Origin of the sequence: Brevundimonas sp. (genome assembly GCF_035627475.1) — a bacterium.
Classification (GTDB): Bacteria; Pseudomonadota; Alphaproteobacteria; order Caulobacterales; family Caulobacteraceae; genus Brevundimonas.
The window spans coordinates 12779-32490 of the sequence record NZ_DASPLR010000044.1 but is presented as its reverse complement, the minus strand read 5'-3'; the positions used below and the strand labels follow the sequence as shown (position 1 = coordinate 32490).

Annotated in this window: 26 protein-coding genes; 14 read left to right on the top strand and 12 right to left on the bottom strand. The window is 68.6% G+C overall.

Annotation, left to right across the window (positions count from 1 at the left end; genetic code table 11):
- Both VEA62_RS11540 and glnA read left to right on the top strand, forming a co-directional pair.
- On the top strand, positions 1-130 hold a 130-nt coding region (locus VEA62_RS11540; RefSeq protein ID WP_324821763.1), incomplete at its 5' end, for a P-II family nitrogen regulator.
- 60 nt (positions 131-190) lie between these two features.
- A complete protein-coding gene (gene glnA, locus VEA62_RS11535; protein WP_324821761.1) occupies positions 191-1600 on the top strand; it encodes a type I glutamate--ammonia ligase in 1410 nt (469 codons plus the stop codon).
- Between the two features lie 76 nt (positions 1601-1676).
- On the opposite strand, the gene VEA62_RS11530 is transcribed toward glnA, so the two are convergent.
- From VEA62_RS11530 to VEA62_RS11515, 4 genes are read right to left on the bottom strand one after another with little or no spacing between them, the layout of a single operon-like run.
- Positions 1677-1964 (bottom strand): hypothetical protein, encoded by a 288-nt coding sequence (locus VEA62_RS11530; protein ID WP_324821758.1) that lies wholly within the window; start codon positions 1962-1964, stop codon positions 1677-1679.
- A gap of 57 nt (positions 1965-2021) precedes the next feature.
- Positions 2022-2906 carry a twin-arginine translocase subunit TatC gene (gene tatC, locus VEA62_RS11525; RefSeq protein ID WP_324821756.1) on the bottom strand — a complete coding sequence of 295 codons (885 nt, stop codon included), beginning with the start codon at positions 2904-2906 and terminating at the stop codon, positions 2022-2024.
- A complete protein-coding gene (tatB, locus tag VEA62_RS11520) occupies positions 2903-3472 on the bottom strand; it encodes a Sec-independent protein translocase protein TatB (protein ID WP_324821754.1) in 570 nt (189 codons plus the stop codon). The genes tatC and tatB overlap by 4 nt, the downstream gene beginning before the upstream one ends.
- Before the next feature lie 26 nt (positions 3473-3498).
- On the bottom strand, positions 3499-3717 hold the full coding sequence (locus VEA62_RS11515) for a twin-arginine translocase TatA/TatE family subunit (protein WP_324821752.1): 219 nt from the start codon (positions 3715-3717) through the stop codon (positions 3499-3501).
- Positions 3718-3820: 103 nt separating this feature from the next.
- Here VEA62_RS11515 and rnhA point away from each other — a divergent pair, with 103 nt between their 5' ends.
- Positions 3821-4261, top strand: coding sequence for a ribonuclease HI (gene rnhA, locus VEA62_RS11510; RefSeq protein WP_324821751.1), 441 nt, complete (start codon positions 3821-3823; stop codon positions 4259-4261).
- Here the strand turns inward: rnhA and VEA62_RS11505 are convergent.
- The 3 genes from VEA62_RS11505 to VEA62_RS11495 form a co-directional block, all read right to left on the bottom strand.
- The gene (locus VEA62_RS11505) at positions 4258-4716 is read right to left on the bottom strand and encodes an NfeD family protein (protein WP_324821749.1); all 459 of its coding nucleotides are present in this window, start codon (positions 4714-4716) and stop codon (positions 4258-4260) included. The two genes, rnhA and VEA62_RS11505, sit on opposite strands and share 4 nt — an antisense overlap.
- A gap of 3 nt (positions 4717-4719) precedes the next feature.
- Positions 4720-5724, bottom strand: coding sequence for an SPFH domain-containing protein (locus tag VEA62_RS11500; RefSeq protein WP_324821747.1), 1005 nt, complete (start codon positions 5722-5724; stop codon positions 4720-4722).
- 89 nt (positions 5725-5813) lie between these two features.
- Positions 5814-6230 carry an NUDIX hydrolase gene (locus VEA62_RS11495; protein WP_324821745.1) on the bottom strand — a complete coding sequence of 139 codons (417 nt, stop codon included), beginning with the start codon at positions 6228-6230 and terminating at the stop codon, positions 5814-5816.
- A 57-nt stretch (positions 6231-6287) separates the two neighbouring features.
- On the opposite strand from VEA62_RS11495, the gene VEA62_RS11490 reads away from it, so the two are divergent.
- A complete protein-coding gene (locus VEA62_RS11490; protein ID WP_324821743.1) occupies positions 6288-7694 on the top strand; it encodes an FAD-binding oxidoreductase in 1407 nt (468 codons plus the stop codon).
- Between the two features lie 3 nt (positions 7695-7697).
- Here the strand turns inward: VEA62_RS11490 and VEA62_RS11485 are convergent, their stop codons facing one another.
- Complete coding sequence (locus VEA62_RS11485; protein ID WP_324821741.1) at positions 7698-8405, bottom strand: hypothetical protein; 708 nt, start codon at positions 8403-8405, stop codon at positions 7698-7700.
- A 150-nt stretch (positions 8406-8555) separates the two neighbouring features.
- On the opposite strand from VEA62_RS11485, the gene fabD reads away from it, so the two are divergent.
- The 9 genes from fabD to VEA62_RS11440 all read left to right on the top strand — a co-directional run bounded on the left by fabD (position 8556) and on the right by VEA62_RS11440 (position 16051).
- Positions 8556-9530, top strand: a complete 975-nt coding sequence (gene fabD / locus VEA62_RS11480; protein WP_324821740.1) for an ACP S-malonyltransferase — start codon at positions 8556-8558, stop codon at positions 9528-9530.
- Positions 9517-10041, top strand: coding sequence for a hypothetical protein (locus VEA62_RS11475; RefSeq protein ID WP_324821738.1), 525 nt, complete (start codon positions 9517-9519; stop codon positions 10039-10041). Before fabD ends, VEA62_RS11475 begins: the two co-directional genes overlap by 14 nt.
- An 11-nt stretch (positions 10042-10052) precedes the next feature.
- A complete protein-coding gene (gene fabG, locus VEA62_RS11470; protein WP_324821736.1) occupies positions 10053-10793 on the top strand; it encodes a 3-oxoacyl-[acyl-carrier-protein] reductase in 741 nt (246 codons plus the stop codon).
- Between the two features lie 165 nt (positions 10794-10958).
- Complete coding sequence (locus tag VEA62_RS11465; protein WP_055830235.1) at positions 10959-11198, top strand: acyl carrier protein; 240 nt, start codon at positions 10959-10961, stop codon at positions 11196-11198.
- 107 nt (positions 11199-11305) lie between these two features.
- A complete protein-coding gene (gene fabF, locus VEA62_RS11460) occupies positions 11306-12586 on the top strand; it encodes a beta-ketoacyl-ACP synthase II (RefSeq protein WP_324821734.1) in 1281 nt (426 codons plus the stop codon).
- Positions 12586-13770 carry an endolytic transglycosylase MltG gene (gene mltG, locus VEA62_RS11455; RefSeq protein WP_324821731.1) on the top strand — a complete coding sequence of 395 codons (1185 nt, stop codon included), beginning with the start codon at positions 12586-12588 and terminating at the stop codon, positions 13768-13770. Before fabF ends, mltG begins: the two co-directional genes overlap by 1 nt.
- Complete coding sequence (locus tag VEA62_RS11450) at positions 13767-14666, top strand: YicC/YloC family endoribonuclease (protein WP_324821729.1); 900 nt, start codon at positions 13767-13769, stop codon at positions 14664-14666. Before mltG ends, VEA62_RS11450 begins: the two co-directional genes overlap by 4 nt.
- Entirely contained in the window at positions 14656-15297 is a 642-nt protein-coding gene (gmk, locus tag VEA62_RS11445) for a guanylate kinase (protein ID WP_324821727.1), read from the top strand. The genes VEA62_RS11450 and gmk overlap by 11 nt, the downstream gene beginning before the upstream one ends.
- 307 nt (positions 15298-15604) lie before the next feature.
- A complete protein-coding gene (locus VEA62_RS11440) occupies positions 15605-16051 on the top strand; it encodes a BLUF domain-containing protein (RefSeq protein ID WP_324821725.1) in 447 nt (148 codons plus the stop codon).
- 13 nt (positions 16052-16064) lie between these two features.
- Here VEA62_RS11440 and VEA62_RS11435 read toward each other — a convergent pair whose 3' ends face one another.
- The 4 genes from VEA62_RS11435 to VEA62_RS11420 all read right to left on the bottom strand — a co-directional run bounded on the left by VEA62_RS11435 (position 16065) and on the right by VEA62_RS11420 (position 18605).
- The gene (locus VEA62_RS11435) at positions 16065-16541 is read right to left on the bottom strand and encodes a hypothetical protein (RefSeq protein ID WP_324821723.1); all 477 of its coding nucleotides are present in this window, start codon (positions 16539-16541) and stop codon (positions 16065-16067) included.
- On the bottom strand, positions 16538-17050 hold the full coding sequence (locus VEA62_RS11430; protein ID WP_324821721.1) for a hypothetical protein: 513 nt from the start codon (positions 17048-17050) through the stop codon (positions 16538-16540). The genes VEA62_RS11435 and VEA62_RS11430 overlap by 4 nt, the downstream gene beginning before the upstream one ends.
- A 25-nt stretch (positions 17051-17075) precedes the next feature.
- Positions 17076-17894, bottom strand: a complete 819-nt coding sequence (gene rsmA, locus VEA62_RS11425; protein ID WP_324821719.1) for a 16S rRNA (adenine(1518)-N(6)/adenine(1519)-N(6))-dimethyltransferase RsmA — start codon at positions 17892-17894, stop codon at positions 17076-17078.
- Positions 17895-17975: 81 nt separating this feature from the next.
- On the bottom strand, positions 17976-18605 hold the full coding sequence (locus VEA62_RS11420; protein ID WP_324821717.1) for a hypothetical protein: 630 nt from the start codon (positions 18603-18605) through the stop codon (positions 17976-17978).
- 133 nt (positions 18606-18738) lie between these two features.
- Here VEA62_RS11420 and VEA62_RS11415 point away from each other — a divergent pair, with 133 nt between their 5' ends.
- Positions 18739-19710 carry a mechanosensitive ion channel family protein gene (locus VEA62_RS11415; protein ID WP_324821714.1) on the top strand — a complete coding sequence of 324 codons (972 nt, stop codon included), beginning with the start codon at positions 18739-18741 and terminating at the stop codon, positions 19708-19710.
- Positions 19711-19712: the final 2 nt, after the last annotated feature.

Below are 19712 nucleotides of genomic sequence, written 5' to 3'. Positions count from 1 at the left end.
CGAGAAGGCCATCGAGGCGATCCGCACGGCAGCCCAGACGGGCCGCATCGGCGACGGCAAGATCTTCGTCTACACCATCGAACAGGCCATCCGCATCCGCACCGGCGAATTCGGCGACGACGCGCTCTAACCCACAACCCTCAACCCACAACCCTTAAAAGCAAAACTTGGACCGATACAGGGGAACTAGATGACGACCGCAAGCGACATCCTCAAGAAGATCAAGGACGAGAACATCAAGTATGTCGACCTGCGCTTCACCGACATCCGCGGCAAGCTGCAGCACGTGACCTTCGATCAGACCATGATCGACGAGGACCTCTTCGAAGAAGGCACGATGTTCGACGGCTCCTCGATCGCCGGCTGGAAGGCGATCAACGAGTCCGATATGCTTCTGAAGCCCGACCTGAACGGCTTCTGGATCGATCCCTTCTATCAGCAGACGACCCTGTTCCTGTTCTGCGACGTGCTGAACCCGGACACCGGCGAGCCCTACAACCGCGACAGCCGCTCGATGGCCAAGAAGGCCCTGGCCTATGTCCAGTCGTCCGGCGTGGGCGACACCGTCTATTTCGGCCCCGAAGCCGAGTTCTTCATCTTCGACGACGTGCGCTGGAGCACCCAGCCGCACGACACCGGCTACACCTACGATTCGATCGAGCTGCCGGCCAACACGGGCGCGGAATATTCCGAAGGCAACATGGGCCACCGCCCGGGGCCCAAGGGCGGCTATTTCCCGGTCAACCCGACCGACAGCGCCCAGGACCTGCGCAGCGAGATGCTCGGCGTCATGCGCGATCTCGGCATGCAGCCCGAGAAGCACCACCACGAGGTCGCCCCCGCCCAGCACGAGCTCGGCCTCAAGTTCAGCGACCTGCTGACCATGGCCGACCGGACCCAGCTCTATAAGTACGTCATCCACAACGTCGCCGCCGCCTACGGCAAGTCGGCCACCTTCATGGCCAAGCCGACCTTCGGCGACAACGGCTCGGGCATGCATGTGCACCAGTCGATCTGGCGCGACGGCAAGCCCCTGTTCGCGGGCGACAAATACGCCGGCCTGTCGGACCTGTGCCTATGGTACATCGGCGGCATCATCAAGCACGCCAAGGCCATCAACGCCTTCGCCAACTCGACGACCAACTCCTACAAGCGGCTGGTCCCGGGCTACGAGGCGCCGGTGAAACTGGCCTATTCGTCGCGCAACCGCTCGGCCTCGATCCGCATCCCCTGGGTCAACTCGCCCAAGGCCAAGCGCATCGAAGCCCGCTTCCCGGACCCGATGGGCAACCCCTACCTGACCTTCGTGGCCCTGCTGATGGCGGGCCTCGACGGCATCGAGAACCGCATCGATCCGGGCGCCCCGGCCGACAAGAACCTCTACGACCTGCCGCCGGAAGAGCGCGGCAACATCCCCGAGGTCTGCGGCTCGCTGAAGGAGGCGCTCGACAGCCTCGACAAGGATCGCGCCTTCCTCAAGAAGGGCGGCGTCATGGATGACGACTTCATCGACAGCTACATCGAGCTGAAGATGGAAGAGGTGATGCGTCTGCAACTGCACCCGCACCCCGTCGAATTCGACATGTACTACAGCTGCTGATCGACAGCCGGGGCTGACGAAAAGAAGGCGCCGGACGGCCAGCCGTCCGGCGCCTTTGCTGTCCGGGCGATCGCCCTTAGCGGTTGGTCGTCTCGACCTCGATCCCGTTCTCGCCGGCGCGGACGGTGGTGCTGTCGCCGTCGCGCTTCTCGACCACGACCGGGGGCGTCGGAACGGGGACCTCACGTTCGACCACGACCGGGGCGGCCGGGACCTCACGCTCGATGATGGTGGTGGTGTCGCGACCCTCGGTCGTGGCGTCGTTCGCCGTGTCCGCGTCGTTGTCGGCTGGCGTGCAGGCGGCGGCGGCCAGCGCCAAGGCGCCGATCGAAGCGACGACGGCAGGGCGATTGAGAGCGGTCATGGGCGGACTCCTGAATGGGAACCCGGCTCAAACGGCCACGCTGCGGCGGGGTTCCGATCAGGCGGCCGCTTCGGCGGCCTCGACCTTGCCGCGGCGCAGTTCGATCAGCCGCACGCACCAGATCGAGACCTCGTAAAGCAGCACCAGCGGCACGGCGAGCATCAGCTGGCTGATCGGGTCCGGCGGAGTCACCACGGCCGCCACCACGACCACGCCGACGATGGCGTAGCGCCGCCCCTCGGCCATCACCTTCGACGAGATGATCCCCGCCAGACCGAGCAGCGTCATGACGACGGGCAGCTGGAAGCACAGGCCGAAGGCCAGCAGCAGGGCGGTGACCAGGTCCAGGTAGTCCGAGACCTTGGGCAACAGCTCCGCCGAGACGCCGCCGGCGGTGATCTGCTGGCTCAGCGAAAACCACATCACGAACGGCAGCATGACGAAATAGACCAGCGCCGCACCCAGCAGGAACAGCAGGGGCGCCGCGATCAGGAAGGGCAGGAAGGCGCCCTTCTCGTTGCGGTACAGGCCTGGCGCGACGAACCGGTACAGCTGCCAGGCCAGAACCGGGAAGGCCACGACGATGGCCCCGAAGCCGGCCAGCTTCATCTTGGTGAAGAGGATCTCGAGCGGCGCCGTGTAGATCAGATTGACCATCTGTCCGTCGACCACCGGCAGCGCCTTCAGCCCCGCCGTGCCGAGGATCAGATCCAGCGGCGAGACATGACCGCCGGGACCGACCGTGCTGTGGAAGGCTGCGGCGGCCGCGAACGGCTTGACCAGGAAGATGTAGAGGGGCTCCGAAAACGCGAAGCACAGGATGAAGCCGAGCACGAAGGCGACCACGCAGACCACCAGCCGCCCGCGCAGTTCGATCAGGTGATCCATCAGGGGCGCGCGTGACGCCTCGATCTCGGCCTCGTCGCGGTCCAGCCGGGTCACAGGTCCACCTTCTTCGCGCGAGTCGGCCGGGGCTTGCCGTCGGAGGCCCTGGCGGTGGCCTTCTTCGCCGCCCGCGGCTTGCCGGCCGTCCGGGGCGTGGCCGCCTTGCCCTTCTTCGGCGCGGGCTTCGGCGCGGGCTTCGTCGTGGGCTTGGGCGCGGGCTTCGGCTCAGGCGCGGCGACGGTCTCGAGCGGCTGCATGACGGGGGCGCTGTCCGGCCATTCGTCGGGCGCATCAAGCGCCGGCTGGCCCGCCGGCTCGTAGAGGGGCCGGTTGAGATCGTTGCGGATGTCGCGGAAGGCGGCGTCGGCCTCCGCGCCCAGCGGGACCAGGCCCTGGCCGGTCCGCAGCGCCTCGACCTCCTTGCGCAGCTCGTCGAGTTCCGATTGCCGCGCCATCTCGTCGAAGCTCGAACGGAACTCGTTGGCCATGGCCCGCGCCCTGGCCATGGCCTTGCCGACCTTGCGCATCAGCACGGGCAGGTCCTTCGGCCCGACGACCAGCAGGGCCACGAGGCCGATAACAAGGATTTCGAGCCCGCCGATGCCGGGGCCAAGTCCACCCATCCGTCAGTCTCTCCGACGCGATGCGACTATTGCTTCAGGTCTTCTTTTTCCGCCTCGGTGCGGGGCAGGGCGCCGGCCCGTTCGTCCTTGGGCTTGTCGCCGTCGGTGTCCTTCAGGCCGTCGCGGAACGCCCGCACGCCCTTGGCGGCGTCGCCCATCAGGCCCGACAGCTTGCCGCGGCCGCCGAACAGCAGCAGCACGATGATGGCGACGATGGCCCAGTGCCAGATGCTGAAAGAACCCACGAGATGTCTCCTGTTCCGGGTCACAGGGACCCGCTCAAACTCTTCCGCCGCATATAGGCCGTTCGGTGGCGCGACGCCAAGCGAACCTGTTAGGGACGCGCGCATGAGTCACGTGATCATCCACACCGACGGCGCCTGTCGCGGCAATCCCGGCCCCGGAGGCTGGGGCGCCGTGCTCCAGACCGGCGGCGGTCACGAGAAGGAACTGTGGGGCGGGGAGGCGCTGACCACCAACAACCGCATGGAGCTGATGGCCGCCATCATGGCGCTCGAGGCCCTGACCCGGCCCTGCCGCGTCGACCTCCACACCGACAGCAAATACGTGATGACCGGCATCACCGAATGGATCCGGGGCTGGAAGGCGCGCGGCTGGAAGACCGCCGACAAAAAGCCGGTCAAGAACGAGGACCTGTGGAAACGCCTCGACGCCGCCCGCGCGCGGCACGAGGTCAAATGGCACTGGGTCAAGGGCCACGCGGGGCATGAGCTGAACGAACGCGCCGACCGCCTGGCGAATCGCGGGATCGACGAGATGAAGGGCTAGACCGCCCGCACCTTCAGCCGGGGCCCGTCCATCCCCTCGACGATGACGCTTTCGCCAGCCAGTGGCGCGTCGCCCTCGATCTCGGCGACCCATTCGGCGCCCGAGACGAACACCCGGCCGCGGCCGTTGACGAAGGCCTGCACCACCTGGGCGCGCTGGCCGATCAGCCGCGCGTCGCGGGCGTTGATGTCCGGGACCTCCGAGGGATTGACCCGCTGGATCAGCTTTCGCGACAGCAGGGTCGCCGCCACGGTCAGGACCGCGAACAGCAGCACCTCGCCCACAAGGCCCAGCGGCAGGCCCAGCGCCGTAACCACCGCCACCACGCCCGCCGCCACCGCCGGCCACAGCAGCCACTCGGTCGAGAAGGCGGCCTCCACGGCCAGCAGGATCACGCCGAGCGCCAGCCAGACCCAGTACGGCTGTGCGGCGTGGAGATCGATCAGGGCGTTCATGGGTCAGGTTCCCGGAACGGAGCCGCCGCCGCGCGGCGCGCGTGGAGCGGAGGGCGTGGAACGGGGCGCCGCGGCCGGCGCGGCGCGGACCTGCTGCTGATCCTTCGCCAGACCGACCAGTTCGCCCAGGCCGGCGATGGTGCCGACCAGTCCGGACATTTCGGCCGGCACGATGACGGTCTTGGCCGTCGGGTTGCGGGCCAGTTCGGCGAAGGCCTCGACGTATTTCTGGGCCACGAAATAGTTGATGGCGTTGACGTCGCCGCGGGCGATGGCCTCGGACACCATGGCGGTGGCCTTGGCCTCGGCCTCGGCCTCGCGCTCGCGGGCCTCGGCGTCGCGGAAGGCGGCCTCCTTGCGGCCCTCGGCTTGCAGGATGGCCGATTGCTTGGCCCCCTCGGCGCGGGCGATGGCGGCCTGTTTCTCGCCCTCGGCCTCGGTGATGACGGCGCGCTTCTCGCGCTCCGCCTTCATCTGGCGGGCCATGGCGTTGGTGATGTCGGCCGGCGGGGTCAGGTCCTTGATCTCGATGCGGTTGACCTTGACGCCCCACGGCTCGGTCGCCGCGTCGATCACGGTCAGCAGGCGCGAGTTGATCGAGTCGCGCTGGAACAGCACCTCGTCCAGTTCCATCGAGCCGACCACGGTGCGCAGGTTGGTCATGCACAACTGGGTGATGGCGTAGGGCAGGTTCTCCACCCGGTAGGCGGCGGCCGAGGCCTCCATCACCTGGATGAAGACGATGGCGTCGACCTTCACCATGGCGTTGTCCTTGGTGATGACCTCCTGCTGGGGCACGTCGAGGACCTGCTCCATCATGTTCATGCGGCGCCCGATGCGCTCGACGAACGGCGTCAGCAGGCTGATGCCGGGCGACAAGGTCCGCGTGTATTTGCCGAACCGCTCGACGGTCATCTCGCGGCCCTGCGGCACGATCTTCACCACGCTGAACAGCAGGATGAACGCGAGGACGACCAGCGCACCGACGAAGAGTGTGGAAAAGTCCATCAAAGCCTCCCTATTCCTTTCAAGGTTAGCATCCGGGGCCCCGCCTGCCAGCGAAACCGGACCCCGGTTCATGAACTCGCTGTAATGCTTCAGACGGCCGCAGCCTCCACGGCCATGCGGATCACCCGCCGCGTCTCGTCCCAGCCGACCAGCGCCGCGACCTCGTCCAGGGGCACGAAGCGAGCCTCCAGCGCGTCGTCGCCAGCCACCGGCTCGCCCGAAAGCCAGCGGGCGGCGTAGTCGATCAGGACATAGTGCCGCTCGGCCTCAGGGAAGACTCCGTCGATCACGTCAAGCAGGCTGGTGATTTCCGCCTCGACGCCGGTCTCCTCGCGCAGCTCCCTCAGGGCGGCGTCCACCGTTCGCTCGCCCGGCTCGATCCGTCCGCCGGGCAGGCTCCACTCGCCCAGTCGCGGCGGCCGCCCGCGCCGGATCAGCAGCACCTCGTCGCCGCGCAGGCAGACGACGCCGACACACGGGACGGGGGCGGGCAGGGGGCCGGTCATGGGCTAACCCTGGCCTGGCCCTTTCCCGAGGTCCACGACTTTGACACAACCTGCGCCATGACCCCGCCGTCCGCCGCAGCCCTCGCCGCCCTCAAGTCCGCCCTCGGCGACGGCGGCTGGACCGAGGATGCCGCCGAGATCGCGCCCTGGCTGACCGAGTGGCGCAACCGCTGGAACGGCCACACGCCCCTGATGCTGACGCCGAGTTCGACCGAGCAGGTGGCGGCCGCGGTCAGGATCTGCGCCGGGCACCGCGTCGCCATCGTCCCGCAGGGCGGCGACACCGGCCTCGTCGGCGGGCAAATTCCGTATGGCGAGGTGCTGCTCTCGACGCGCAAGCTGCGCACGGTCCGCGACGTGACCCCGCTGGACGACGCCATGACGGTGGAGGCCGGCGTCACCCTGCTGGAGGCGCAGCAGGCCGCCGCCGCCGCCGACCGGATGTTCCCGCTCAGCCTCGCCGCCGAGGGCACGGCCACCATCGGCGGGGTGATCTCCACCAACGCCGGCGGCACGGCCGTGATCCGCTACGGGGTGATGCGCGACCTGGTGCTGGGGATCGAGGCCGTCCTGCCCGACGGCGAGATCTTCCACGGCCTCAAGCGGCTGAGGAAGGACAACACCGGCTACGATCTCAAGCAACTGCTGATCGGGGCCGAGGGCACGCTTGGCGTGGTCACCGCCGCGACCCTGAAGCTGTTCCCGGTCATGCGCTCCCGCGCCACCGCCATGGTCGGGCTCGACAGCCCGCGCGCCGCCATCGAACTTCTGGCCCGGGCCAAGGCCGAGACCGGCGGCGGGGTCGAGGCCTTCGAGCTGATGAAGCGGCTGGGCATGGAGTTCGTGCTCGCCAATATCCCCGGCACGCGCGAGCCGCTCGACACCGCCCCGCCCTGGTACGTCCTGGTCGAACTGGTCTCCGGCGAGCCCGGCGCCGCCGACGCGGCCATGGAGCGGCTGTTGTCCCATGCCTTCGAGGCCGGCCTGATCACCGACGCGGCCATCGCCCAGAACGACGCCCAGCGCGCCGCCTTCTGGAAGGTCCGCGAGGAGCAGTCCGCCGCCCAGAAGCCCGAGGGCGGCGGCTGGAAGCACGACGTCTCCGTCCCGGTCTCGCGCATCCCCGACTTCCTCGAGGAGGCCACCGCCGCCGTCGAACGCTTCCACCCCGGCGCCCGGGTCAGCGCCTTCGGCCACGTCGGTGACGGCAACCTCCACTACGACGTCCTCTGTCCGCCCGGCGGCGATCGCCCCGCCTTCCTCGCCCGCTGGGCCGAGGGCTCGCAGATCGTGCACGACATCGTCGCCCGCCACGACGGCTCCATCTCCGCCGAACACGGCCTCGGTCGCCTCAAGACCGATGAGGCCCGGCGCTACAAGACCCCGCTCGAGATCCGCGCCATGCAGGCTGTCCGCGCCGCGCTGGACCCGCACCGGATCATGAATCCGGCCGTGCTGTTCTAGATATCAGCCCCGGATCACATCCATCAGCGCCAGCCACGGCGCCGAAGGGGCGACGAGGAACAGCAGGAGCGGTTTGAGCAGGACGATCAGCGCTCCGCCCCACAGATAGGCCGGATGCGGTCTGCGGTGTGCGATCCAGTCGAAAGCGATCACCGCCGCGACCGCCAGGGTGGTCAGGCCGAGGAAGCCGATCGGCCCGCCGTTGAAAGGTATGACGATGCGCGCCAGGGCCGGCGTCAGCAGGCTGACCGTCGCCATGACCATCAGCCGCTTGTGCCAGTCGGCTTCGCGCCGCTTCGCCGCCGCCCAGCCGATCAGGCCGGCGAAGATGGCGATGTCGCCGAACGGCAACATGGCGAACACGCGCGGGTCCAGGCCCGGCGGGGCGGAGCCCGCCCGCAGGGCGTCCACGCCGGCCGCGACGCCGAGCGCCACCATCGCCGCCGCCAGCGCCAGTCCGGCCCACCCAAGCCGCCGGTGCCATTTGACCTGCCGGGCCGGAATCAGCGCCGTCTGCACCAGAAACACGCCAAGCCAGGCGGTGAAAACGATCCCATGCACGACCAGCAGGGGCTTCAGCGGCCCGGTCTCGGCGGCCCGCAGGTAGAAGCTGGGCGCGAAGCCGGCGAACACGATCGCGGCGGTCGCCAGGGCCACGATCAGATAGAACACGCGTCGCGGCGCCCGAGGGCGTGGCTGGACGACGGTCATGACGGACTCTCCTCCCTGGTCCAGGCGGGACGGTGCCACGGAACCCGGTTCCGCGAAAGATCGCTTTGATCTCGCGACGGGGTGCATCTTGCCCCTGCCGCGAGCCCGGCCTATCGCTGCCGCCTCGATTCACGGCCTTCGGAGCGCCTCATGACCCTCGCCCTGCTGTTCCCCGGACAAGGCAGCCAGTCGGTCGGCATGGGCGCGGCGCTCGCCGACGCCTTCGCGTCAGCCCGCGATGTCTTCGCCGAGGTCGACGAGGCGCTGGGGCAGAAACTGTCGTCGCTGATGCGCGAAGGGCCCGAGGATCAGCTGACCCTGACCGAGAACGCCCAGCCGGCTCTGATGGCCGTGTCGATGGCGGCCGCCCGGGCGCTCAAGATCGAATTCGGCGTCGACGCCAGCCGCGCCGCCTTCGTCGCCGGCCATTCGCTCGGCGAATACTCGGCCCTGTGCGCCGCCGGGGCGATCAGCCTCTCCGACACCGCCCGCCTGCTGAAGCTGCGCGGCCAGGCCATGCAGCGCGCCGTGCCGGTCGGCCGCGGGGCCATGGCGTCCCTGATCGGACCGAAGACCGATCTCGCCCTGGCCGAGGAAGCCGCGAAAGCGGGCTCGGAGGTCGGCGTCTGCGTCGTGGCCAACGACAACAACGCCGGCAACATCGTCATTTCCGGCGACAAGGCCGCGGTCGACCGGGCCATCGAAAAGGCCAAGGAACTCGGCGCCCGCGCCATTCCGCTGAACGTCTCGGCGCCGTTCCACTGCCCGCTGATGCAGCCCGCCGCCGACGAGATGGCCACCGCCCTGGCCGGGGCGACCATCGTCGCGCCCGCCGTGCCCGTGGTGGCCAACGTCACCGCCCGGCCGGAGACCGATCCCGAGATCATCCGCGGCCTGCTGATCGAACAGGTCACCGGCCGCGTCCGCTGGCGCGAGTCGATGGAATGGATGGCCGGCCAGGACTCTGGATCGGGGGGCGTGACCCGTTTCGCCGAGATCGGCTCGGGCAAGGTCCTGACCGGCATGGCCAAACGCATCGCCCCCGACGCGGAGAGCCTGTCGCTGAACACGCCCGAAGACCTGGAAGCCTTCGCGAAGACTGTTGCGTCAAATGACCGATCGTGATCCCGACCTCGATAGGTTGATACTTGAGCAGCGTCATTTGGCTGAAGTCGAGAAAGGTGAGAGAGCCACACTCATTCAGCAGGCTGCAGATGCTTGTGAGTGGATGAAATCTGTGGTCGGTGCATATCCCGATGCTGCGAAGAAAGTAACAATCCACCAGTACTATGAGACGGCAAAGGTTTCATTCCTTGGATCCGACGGCCAAGTCGTGTTCTCGGGCGGTCAGGTCATTCATTGGTATTTCCCCGATTTTTCGTGTCCCGGGGGCATCAGCGGTCAGTCCAAAGATGACGGCGGCTATCAAGCAGACTTCAAACGAGCGCTCGGGATTTGGATAGCAAGACAGTTGCCGTATCACTTGGCTGCCGATGAGGCGCAACAGATAGAGGAAGAGCGCAAGCGTTCCGATGCTGCCGCCAAAAAGCGTATCGACACCAAACTGAACCTGAGCCTTGCGGCATTCGCGATACTTGTTGTCGTGCTCGCATGGTACTTGGGTAGCCGCCCGTAGTAGGAGAAAAAATGTTCAATCTCACCGGCAAGACCGCCCTCGTCACCGGCGCCACGGGCGGCATCGGCGGGGCCATCGCCCGCGCCCTGCACGCCCAGGGCGCGACTGTTGTCCTCTCGGGCACCCGCGAGGCGGTGCTGCAGGATCTGGCGAAAGAGCTGGGCGAGCGCGCCTTCACCGCCGCCGCCAACCTGTCCGATCCCGACTCCGTCGACGGCCTGATCGCCCGCGCCGAGGAAGCCGCCGGCGCCCCGCTGGACATCCTCGTGGCCAACGCCGGCATCACAAAGGACGGCCTGCTGATGCGGATGAAGGACGAGGACTTCACCGACGTCATCAAGGTCAATCTCGAGAGCTATTTCCGCCTCTCACGCGCCGCCATGAAAGGCATGATGAAGCGCCGCTCGGGCCGCATCATCGGCATCACCTCGGTGGTCGGCGTCACCGGCAACCCGGGCCAGACCAACTACGCCGCCTCAAAGGCCGGCATGATCGGCTTCTCCAAGTCGCTGGCGCAGGAGGTCGGTTCGCGCGGCATCACCGTCAACTGCATCGCCCCCGGCTTCATCGCCTCGCCGATGACCGAGGTGCTCAACGACCAGCAGCGCGAGACCATCCTGAAGAACATCCCGGCCGGGCGCCTCGGCACCGGCGACGAGATCGCCGCCGCCGCCGTCTATCTGTCGTCGGACGAGGCCGCCTACGTCACGGGCCAGACCCTGCACGTCAACGGCGGCATGGCGATGATCTGAGGCGATCACGGATCGCTACAGGCTATTTCCAGCCCTCACGGCTGTGCTAAAGCCCACGCAACCGGTTCGCCTGAGTCTTCGTTGAAGGCTTGCGCAGCCGTCGCCGTCGTCATACGGCAAGGACTGACAACAGCCGCTCAGGCGGCCCAACGAGCAGAGACAAACATGTCCGACACCCTGGAACGCGTCCGCAAGATCGTCATCGACCACCTGGACGCCGATCCGGAAAAGGTCGTTGAAAAGGCCAGCTTCATCGACGACCTGGGCGCTGACTCGCTCGACAACGTCGAACTGGTCATGGCCTTCGAGGAAGAATTCGACATCGAGATTCCGGATGACGCCGCCGAGCACATCCAGACGGTCGGCGACGCCGTGAAATTCATCGACGAGAAGCTGGCCGGCTGATCGTCGCCAGCCAGATACGGCTCTGATGGCCGCCGTGGCGCGCCCCTAGCGGGGCCGCCCGGCGGCCATTACTGTTTAAGGTCAAGATTCTGAGTGAAGGAGCGGGCATGCGCCGCGTTGTCGTCACGGGCCTCGGCCTTCTGACCCCCCTGGGCTGGGGCGTCGAACACAACTGGAAGGGCATCGTCGAGGGCCGTTCCGGCATCGGCCCGATCACCAGCTTCGACACCGAGGGCTACGCCTGCACCATCGCCGGTGAGATTCCCTCGGTCGACGGCCGCGGCGGCGGCGCTCCCGGTCAGCCGGGCGTGTTCGACCACGAAAAGGTCATGTCGCCCAAGGACCGCAAGCGGGTCGACGACTTCATCGTCTACGCCATCGCGGCGGCGGACGAGGCGCTCGCCGACGCCGGCTGGAAGCCGGAGACCGAGGAACAGCGCCAGCGCACCGGCGTCATGGTCGGCTCCGGCATCGGCGGCCTGGGCCCCATCGCCGACACCGCCATCATCCTCAAGGAGCAGGGTCCGCGCCGGGTCAGCCCCTTCTTCATTCCCTCGGCCCTGATCAACCTGACCAGCGGCCAGATCTCGATCCGCCACGGGCTCAAGGGGCCGAACCACTCGGTCGTCACCGCCTGCGCCACCGGGGCCCACGCCATCGGCGACGCGGCCCGCATGATCGCCCTCGACGACGCCGACGTGATGGTCGCGGGTGGGGCCGAAAGCTCCATCGTGCCGATCGGCATCGCCGGCTTCCTCGCCTGCAAGGCCCTGTGCACCGCCTACAACGACCAACCGGAGAAGGCCTCGCGGCCGTGGGACAAGGACCACTCCGGCTTCGTCATGGGCGAGGGCGCCGGCATCGTCGTGCTGGAAGAGTACGAGCATGCCAAGGCCCGCGGGGCGACCATCTACGCCGAGATCGTCGGCTACGGCCTCAGCGGCGACGCCTACCACATCACCGCCCCGGCCGAGGACGGCGAGGGCGGCTACCGGGCCATGCAGATGGCGGTGAAGCGGGCCGGCATCGACGTGTCCGACATCGACTACGTCAACGCCCACGGCACCTCGACCATGGCGGACTGGATCGAGGCCGGGGCGATCGAACGGCTGATGGGCGATCACGCGCCCAATGTCGCCCTGTCCTCGACCAAGTCGATGACCGGCCACCTGCTGGGCGCGGCCGGGGCCATCGAGGCCATCTTCTGCATCCTGGCCATCCGCGACCAGATCGCCCCGCCGACCATCAACCTCGATGATCCGGAGCGCGAAACGCCCCTGAACCTGGTCCGCGACAAGGGCCAGCCGATGAAGATCGACGTCGCCATGTCCAACAGCTTCGGCTTCGGCGGCACCAACGCCAGCGTCATCTTCAAGAAGGTCGGCTGATGTTCGGACGCTTTCGGGGAGCGGGGGCTCCGAAAACCAGCCGATCCCGGTCGGGGCGGGCCACGGCCCTGCTTGCGGCCTCGGCCACCTTCAGCGTCTTCCTGATCATCGCCCTCGTCGCCGGCTGGAGCGTCTTCTACGCGCCCGGACCGGCCGCGCGCGAAGGGGACTCCACCATCGTCACCCTGCCCAGCGGGGCCGGGGTCAACGCCATCGCCGCCAATCTGAAGGCCGCGGGCGTGATCCGCTCGACCGATATGTTCAAGGCCGCCGCGACCCTGACCGGCGCCGATCGCAAGCTGAGGGCGGGCGAATACGAGGTGCCCTCCCGCGCGTCGTTGCGCTCCGTCCTGGTGCTGCTGGTCGAGGGCAAGGTGGTCCGCCACTACGTCACCCTGCCAGAAGGCTGGTCCTCGGCCCAGGCGGTCGACATCCTCAACAACCAGCCCCTGCTCACCGGCACGATCGACACCGTGCCGGAGGAGGGCTCGCTGTGGCCCGATACTTACGAGATCAGCCGCGGCGAGACCCGTGCGTCCGTCATCGCCCGCATGACCACGGCCCAGGCCGATAATCTCGCCCGCCTGTGGGCCGCGCGTTCGCCCCGCACCGTCGTCAAGTCGCCCGAGGAGGCTGTCATCCTCGCCTCCATCGTCGAGAAGGAGACCGGTGTCGCCGCCGAGCGCCCGCGGGTGGCCGCCGTCTTCTCCAACCGCCTGCGCATCGGCATGCGGCTGGAGAGCGATCCGACCATCGTCTACGGCCTGACCCAGGGCCGGCCGCTGGGGCGGGGCATCCGCCGCTCCGAGCTGGAGCGCCAGACCGCGTGGAACACCTATCAGATCGACGGCCTGCCGCCGACGCCGATCGCCAATCCGGGCCGTGAGGCCATCGCCGCCGTGCTGAATCCGCCGCCTTCCAGCGAACTGTATTTCGTCGCCGACGGCTCCGGCGGCCACGCCTTCGCCCGCACCTACGAAGAGCACCTCGCCAACGTCGCCCGCTGGCGCGAGATCGAACGGCGCAAGGCCGGCCTGCCCCCCGGCAGCCCGCCGCCGGCTGTCCCGGGAACCGTCCCCACCGTGCCCAACGCCAGCCCCGAGGCCGGAGCCGTCCCCCCGGGCGTCGTCGTCCCGCCCGGCGCCCAGGTCATCCGCGTTCCGCAAGCGGCTCCGGCGCAATGAGCACCATTTCCGGCATGACCGGCTTCGGCCGGGCCGAGGGTGCGCAGGGGGCCTGGACCTGGTCGGTCGAGACGCGCTCGGTCAACGGCCGCAACCTGGAGGTCCGCTTCCGCGGCCCGCCCGGTTTCGACAGCCTCGAACGCGCCGCCAAGGCGTCGGCCCAGAGACATTTCAGCCGCGGCCAGGTGACGGTCGGCGTCCAGGCCAAACGCGCCGACCCGGGCGCCGCCGCGCTCAAGGTCAATGACGACATCCTCGCCCGCTACCTGGCCCTGGCCAACCAGCTGGCGGAGGAGGGGGCGACGCCGCCCTCGGCCGACGGCCTGCTGGGCCTGCGCGGCGTGCTGGAAGCCCCCGAGGAGGAGGAGGACGCCGAGGCCCGCGCCGCCGTCGAGGCCGCCATGGCCGCCTCCATCGACGCCGCCTTCGACGCCCTGAAGACATCCCGCGATCGTGAGGGCGCCCAGCTCCTGCCGGTGGTCGAAGCCTTTGTGGAGCGGATCGAGGTTCTCGTCGGCCGTGCCGAAGCCGAGGCGGCCGCCCAGGTCGAGGCCATACGCGACCGCTTCACCCGCCGGATGACCGAGCTGGCCCCCAATCTTTCGGAACTGGGCGCCCCGGGCTTGCAGGACCGCATCATCCTCGAGGCCGCCGCCCTCGCGACCAAGGCCGACGTGCGCGAGGAGCTCGACCGGCTGACCGCCCACCTCGCCTCGGCCCGCACCCTGTTGCAGCAACCCCCCGCCGGGCGGAAACTCGACTTCCTGATGCAGGAATTCATGAGGGAGGCGAACACCCTCTGCTCGAAATCGGCTACGACCGCGCTCACCGGAATCGGCCTCGAGCTGAAAGCCGTCATCGAGCAGTTGCGGGAACAGGTCCAGAATGTCGAATGAACGCACGCCCCGCCGCGGCGTCCTCCTGATCGTCGCCAGCCCCTCGGGCGCCGGCAAGACCAGCCTGTGCCGCCGCCTGATGGCCGACCACGGCGGCCTCGAACTGTCCGTCTCCATGACAACCCGCGGCATCCGCCCGGGCGAGGTCGCCGATCGCGACTACCATTTCGTCAGCGACGCCGAGTTCCAGCGCATGGTCGAGGCCGACGCCTTCCTCGAATGGGCCGACGTCCACGGCAGCCGCTACGGCAGCCCGCGCGCGCCCATCGACCGCGCCCTCGCCGAGGGCCGCGACGTGCTGTTCGACATCGACTGGCAGGGCGCCCGCGACATCGCGCGCAAATGCCCCGAGGATGCGGTCCGGGTCTTCATCCTGCCACCCAGCCTGGAAGAGCTGCGCCGCCGCCTCGTCACCCGCTCGCAGGACGCCGAGGAGGTCATCGACCGCCGCATCGCCAACGCCAAGGGCGAGATCGAGCACTGCGGCGAGTTCGACTACGTCTTCGTCAACGACGACTTCGACCGCTCCTACGCCGAGCTGGCCCACATCTACCATGCCGAGCGCTCGAAGCGTTTCCGCAACATCTGGGTCGAGAAGTACAAGACCGCCCTGCTGAACGAGGCGGTCTGACCCATCGGGGGGCGGCCCCGGCTCTTGAATGCCGCGCGCTGCTCCCCATCTCCAACGCACTGTTTCAACAACGAAAGGAGGTGGTCGAATGTCTCATTGTCTCACGCCGCGCGCGGCCCGTCGGATGAGCCCGGCCTCCCCTCTGGCGGGGGCTGTCGCCTGAAGACGAAGCCGTTCGCCGGCTGACAATGGAAGGGCCGCTCCCCCGGGGGCGGCCCTTTTTGTTGCGCCGCGCCCGCGTCATCGGGAGGCCGACTGCAACCAACTGGCCGCTCGCAACCTTTCGTCGGGGCTGGCGGAGGTAACCATGTTCGGAAAGAGGGGGGCCGAGAGCCTGGAGCGGCTGGTCTATTGCAGCCGGGCCTGTATCGACACCACCTCGCTGCAGGCGATCTCGGAGCTTCTCGGGGAAGCCCAGCGCAATAATGCGCGCGAGGGCCTCACCGGCGCCCTGGCCGTCAACGATGGATGGTTCCTGCAGGTGATCGAGGGGCCGGCGCCGGCGCTCGACGGGCTGCTGCGCCGCCTCGATGCCGACGCCCGCCACACCGACCTCACGATTCTCTCGCGCCGGCCCGTGAGCGGCCGGCTGTTCCGCGACTGGTCGATGGTCGCCGCCCGCGTCACCCCGGACGTCGGTCCCCAGTTGCAGCGGCTGATCGACGACTGCCGGGTCTCCCCGGAGGCGGCGGTGGACGCCCTGCTGCGGATCGTGGTGGAGCGCAAGGCGGAGACCGCCGCGGGAACGCGCTAGGGCCGCGGCGGGGCTATGGCGCCGGCGCCCCGCGCCGCGCCGCCGTCATCCGGTTCGCCGCCGCCCATGCGGCGCGCCCCGCCGGCTGTTCGCCTGCCAGCCACCGCTCGCCGACGCCTGCCAGCAGGGCCAGGTCCACGACATAGGCGAGGCCGATCTTCGCCGAGACCATCGCGCCGTGCGCAAAGCTGCGGTCCAGCAGCCGGATGACGTGTCCCAGAACGATCAGACCGGCGGCGCCGGCGGCTACCGCGGTCCACCATCGGTCAGACCGGAAATTGAGCCAGCCAAAGACGAGAAAGATGGCGCTGTCCATGATTATGAAGCCCGGATAGAGGTCGCCGACCTCCCAGCCATTGGCGTGGTTCGCCACCAGGCAGGCGAGCAGCAATACGCCCGCGCCCAACCGTTCGGGCGGTCCGCCCCTCACCCACGCGACGGCGTAGGCGAAATAGCCGAGGACGAGTCCGCCGGATTGCCAGGCGGTCACGGGACGGAGGTTTCCTGCAGCCGCGCGCCGTCCCTGCGGCGACGCCTCCACGCCGTCGCCCTGTCGGCCGCCTTCCATGCTGCGAGGCGGGCCGGCTCCTCCCCGGCCAGCCAGCGCTCGCTGACGCCGAGCAGCAGGGCCAGGTCGATCAGATAACCCAGACCGACATGGGCGGAGGCCACCGCATACTGGGTGACGGCCGGGATCAGAAGCTGGGCGGCGTATACGAAGAGCATCTGCCCCAGGGCCGCGGTGATGACGAAGCTCCACCAGCGGTCGAACCGCAGGCACAGCCAGCCGAAGATCAGCAGACGCACGCAATCCTGCGCCATGGCGAACCAGTAGAACCCGCCCACCTCCCAGCCGAAGGTCAGGCTCGAGAGCAGGCAGGTGAACAGCAACACACCCGCCGCCAGCCGTTCGGGGCGCCCGCCCCAGATCCAGGCGATGGCATAGGCGATCAGGCCCAGCACCAGCCCGCCGACTTGCCATGAAGTGAGCTCCGTCATCCGCCGCAGGTCTTCACCGGTTCGCTCAACCGCCCGGTCCCAGCGCCTTCGCGAGCCGCAGGAATCCTGCGCCGTCGATCACCTCCGCCCGCGCGCCCGGCTCGATCCCGGCCGCCTCGCACAGGGCCGCGCCGCCCAGTGTCTTCAGACTCGACCGCAGCATCTTGCGGCGCTGGCCGAAAGCCGCCGCCGTGACCCGCTCCAGCCGCTTCAGCGTCTCGCGATCCGGCCGGTCCGGCCTCGGGACCAGATGCACCACCGCGCTGGCCACCTTGGGCGGAGGGGTGAAGGCGGCGGCGGGCAGGTGCATGACCAGCCGCGCCTCGCACACCGCCTGGGCGATCACCGCCAGCCGGCCGTAGGCGTCGTCTCCGGGGGCGGCCACGATGCGTTCGGCCACCTCCTTCTGGAACATCAGGGTCAGGGCGTACGGCAGCCACGGCCCCGTCAGCCATTTGATCAGCAGGGCGGTGCCCACGTTGTACGGCAGGTTCGACACCACGTGCGCCGGGCCCGCGACCAGTTCCGTCTCGCGCACCTTGAGCGCATCGCCCTCGATGATCTCGAGCCGGCCCGACCCATCGTCCAGCTTGGCCAGCAGCGGCAGGAAGCGCGGATCCTTCTCGACCAGCACCACCTTGCCCGCGTCGCTCTCCAGCAGCGCCCGCGTAAGCCCGCCGGGGCCAGGCCCGACCTCGATGACGGCGCGCCCCTCGAACGGTCCGGCCAGCCGCACGATCTTGCGGGTCACGTTCAGGTCCAGCAGGAAATGCTGGCCGAAACTCTTCTTCGCCGACAGCCCGTGGGCGTCGAGGCTCTCGCGGAGGGAGGGGAGGTCGGTCATTTCGAGCAAAACGCGCCGGTGAAGTGAGGAGTGACAGTGCCGGTGAGCCCTCGTCGCCCCCCGTCCTGCTCACTAGCACTGTCACTGTCGCCGCTGTCCAATTCTCCGGCGCGGCGCGACCCTGCGGAAGCGCCAGTCGCGATCCATCCGCCCCGTGATGCCCACAAGCTGAAGGAAGGTCACCACCAGAATGGCGGCGCCGGCGACGGCGCCACCTTCGAGCGTCGGGGACGCTTCGATGAGCAGGGGCAAGATCGTCCAGCGCGCCGGGAAGGGCATCACATCGACCTCCGGATCGGCCTTGAGGTGCGGGCAGTATCGCAGCGACCGGTCCACGCAGGCCTTGTGCGAGGGCGCGATTGACCCCGCGTCCACGACCACCTGCCTGTCCTCGATCTCGCGGGACAGCCCGACGGCCTTGCCGGCCCGGCGCAGAAGGCCGGCCGGCGTCTGGCGAGCCACCTGGGTCCATCGGTCTTCGGGCGGGGTCGGCCGGCCGCACATCGGGCACAGCATGCCGAGAACGGTCCGGCGCTGTCGCACCAGATGGTTTTGCGAATAGACGGGACGGCCATTGCCGGAGGCCTCGGTCTGGACGAGGGCGGGGTGTCCGCCGACCGTCGGGCACCGCCTGACGCCCACGATCGTCTCCACCGTCCAGCTGGTGACCCAGGGAACATCGACCCCGACGTTCAGAGCAGACTTCTTCATTTCCCCCTCCGAATGCCGCGCACGGCAATCTCGACTTTGCACCGTGGCGCAAGCCGACCCGCCGGCAGAACGCACGAGGACATTTCCGGCTCCACGGGCTTCCAAATCCGGGCAGGCGCGTTAGACCCGGCCCATGCTTTCGCTTCCGACTTCGCTGAACGACGCCGTGGCCGCGGGCCAGCAGGCGATGACCCTGGACGCGGCCGTGCTGGCCAAGGTCACGGACATGGCCGGGGATCTGGCGGTCAATCTGACGATCGCCTCGATCATCCTCGTCGCCACGGTGATCGGGGCGAAATGGGCCTCGCGGATCACCCGCCGGGCCCTGTCGAAGGTGCGTGGCTTCCGTCACGACCCGACCGTGCTCAGCTTCGTCGTGCAGGTGGTGCGGGTGGTGGTCTACATCGTCGGCTTCATCGCCGTGCTGCAGCGGCTGGGCGTCCAGACCACCTCGATCATAGCGGTGCTCGGCGCGGCGTCCCTGGCGGTCGGACTGGCGCTGCAGGGAACGTTGTCGAACGTCGCGGCGGGCGTGCTGCTGCTGGTCCTGCGACCCTACAAGGTCGGGGACGTAATCGACGTGGGCGGCGCGTCGGGCACCGTGCAGCGGCTGGACCTGTTCACCACGCAGATGTCGAACGCCAACAATCACAAGATCGTGGTGCCCAACTCGAAGGTGCTGAACGATGTGATCCTGAACCTGTCGGGGCAGAAGACCCGGCGGATCGAGATCAATTTCACCGTCGGCTACGGCGAGGACCTGAACGCGGCGCGGGCGGTGCTGGCGGGGGTCGCGGAGGGCCATGAGAAGGTGCTGCCGGACCCGCCGCCCTGGACGGGAGTCACCGGCCTGCTGGACAGCGCCGTGCAGATCTCGCTCCAGGCCTGGGTGAAGTCGGAGGACTGGTGGCAGGTCCAGGCCGACCTGATGCAGGGAGGCAAGGAGGCGATCGACGCCGCGGGCATCGAGATTCCGTTCCCCCACCAGGTGGCCGTGCCCTATGGCGACGAGGACGTCATGCCGGTGGTCACCGTCCGCACGGTCGAGCAGAAGGCCCATCGCGACGACGGTTCCGCGGATGACCCGGCAGAGGGAGAAGGCTGAGC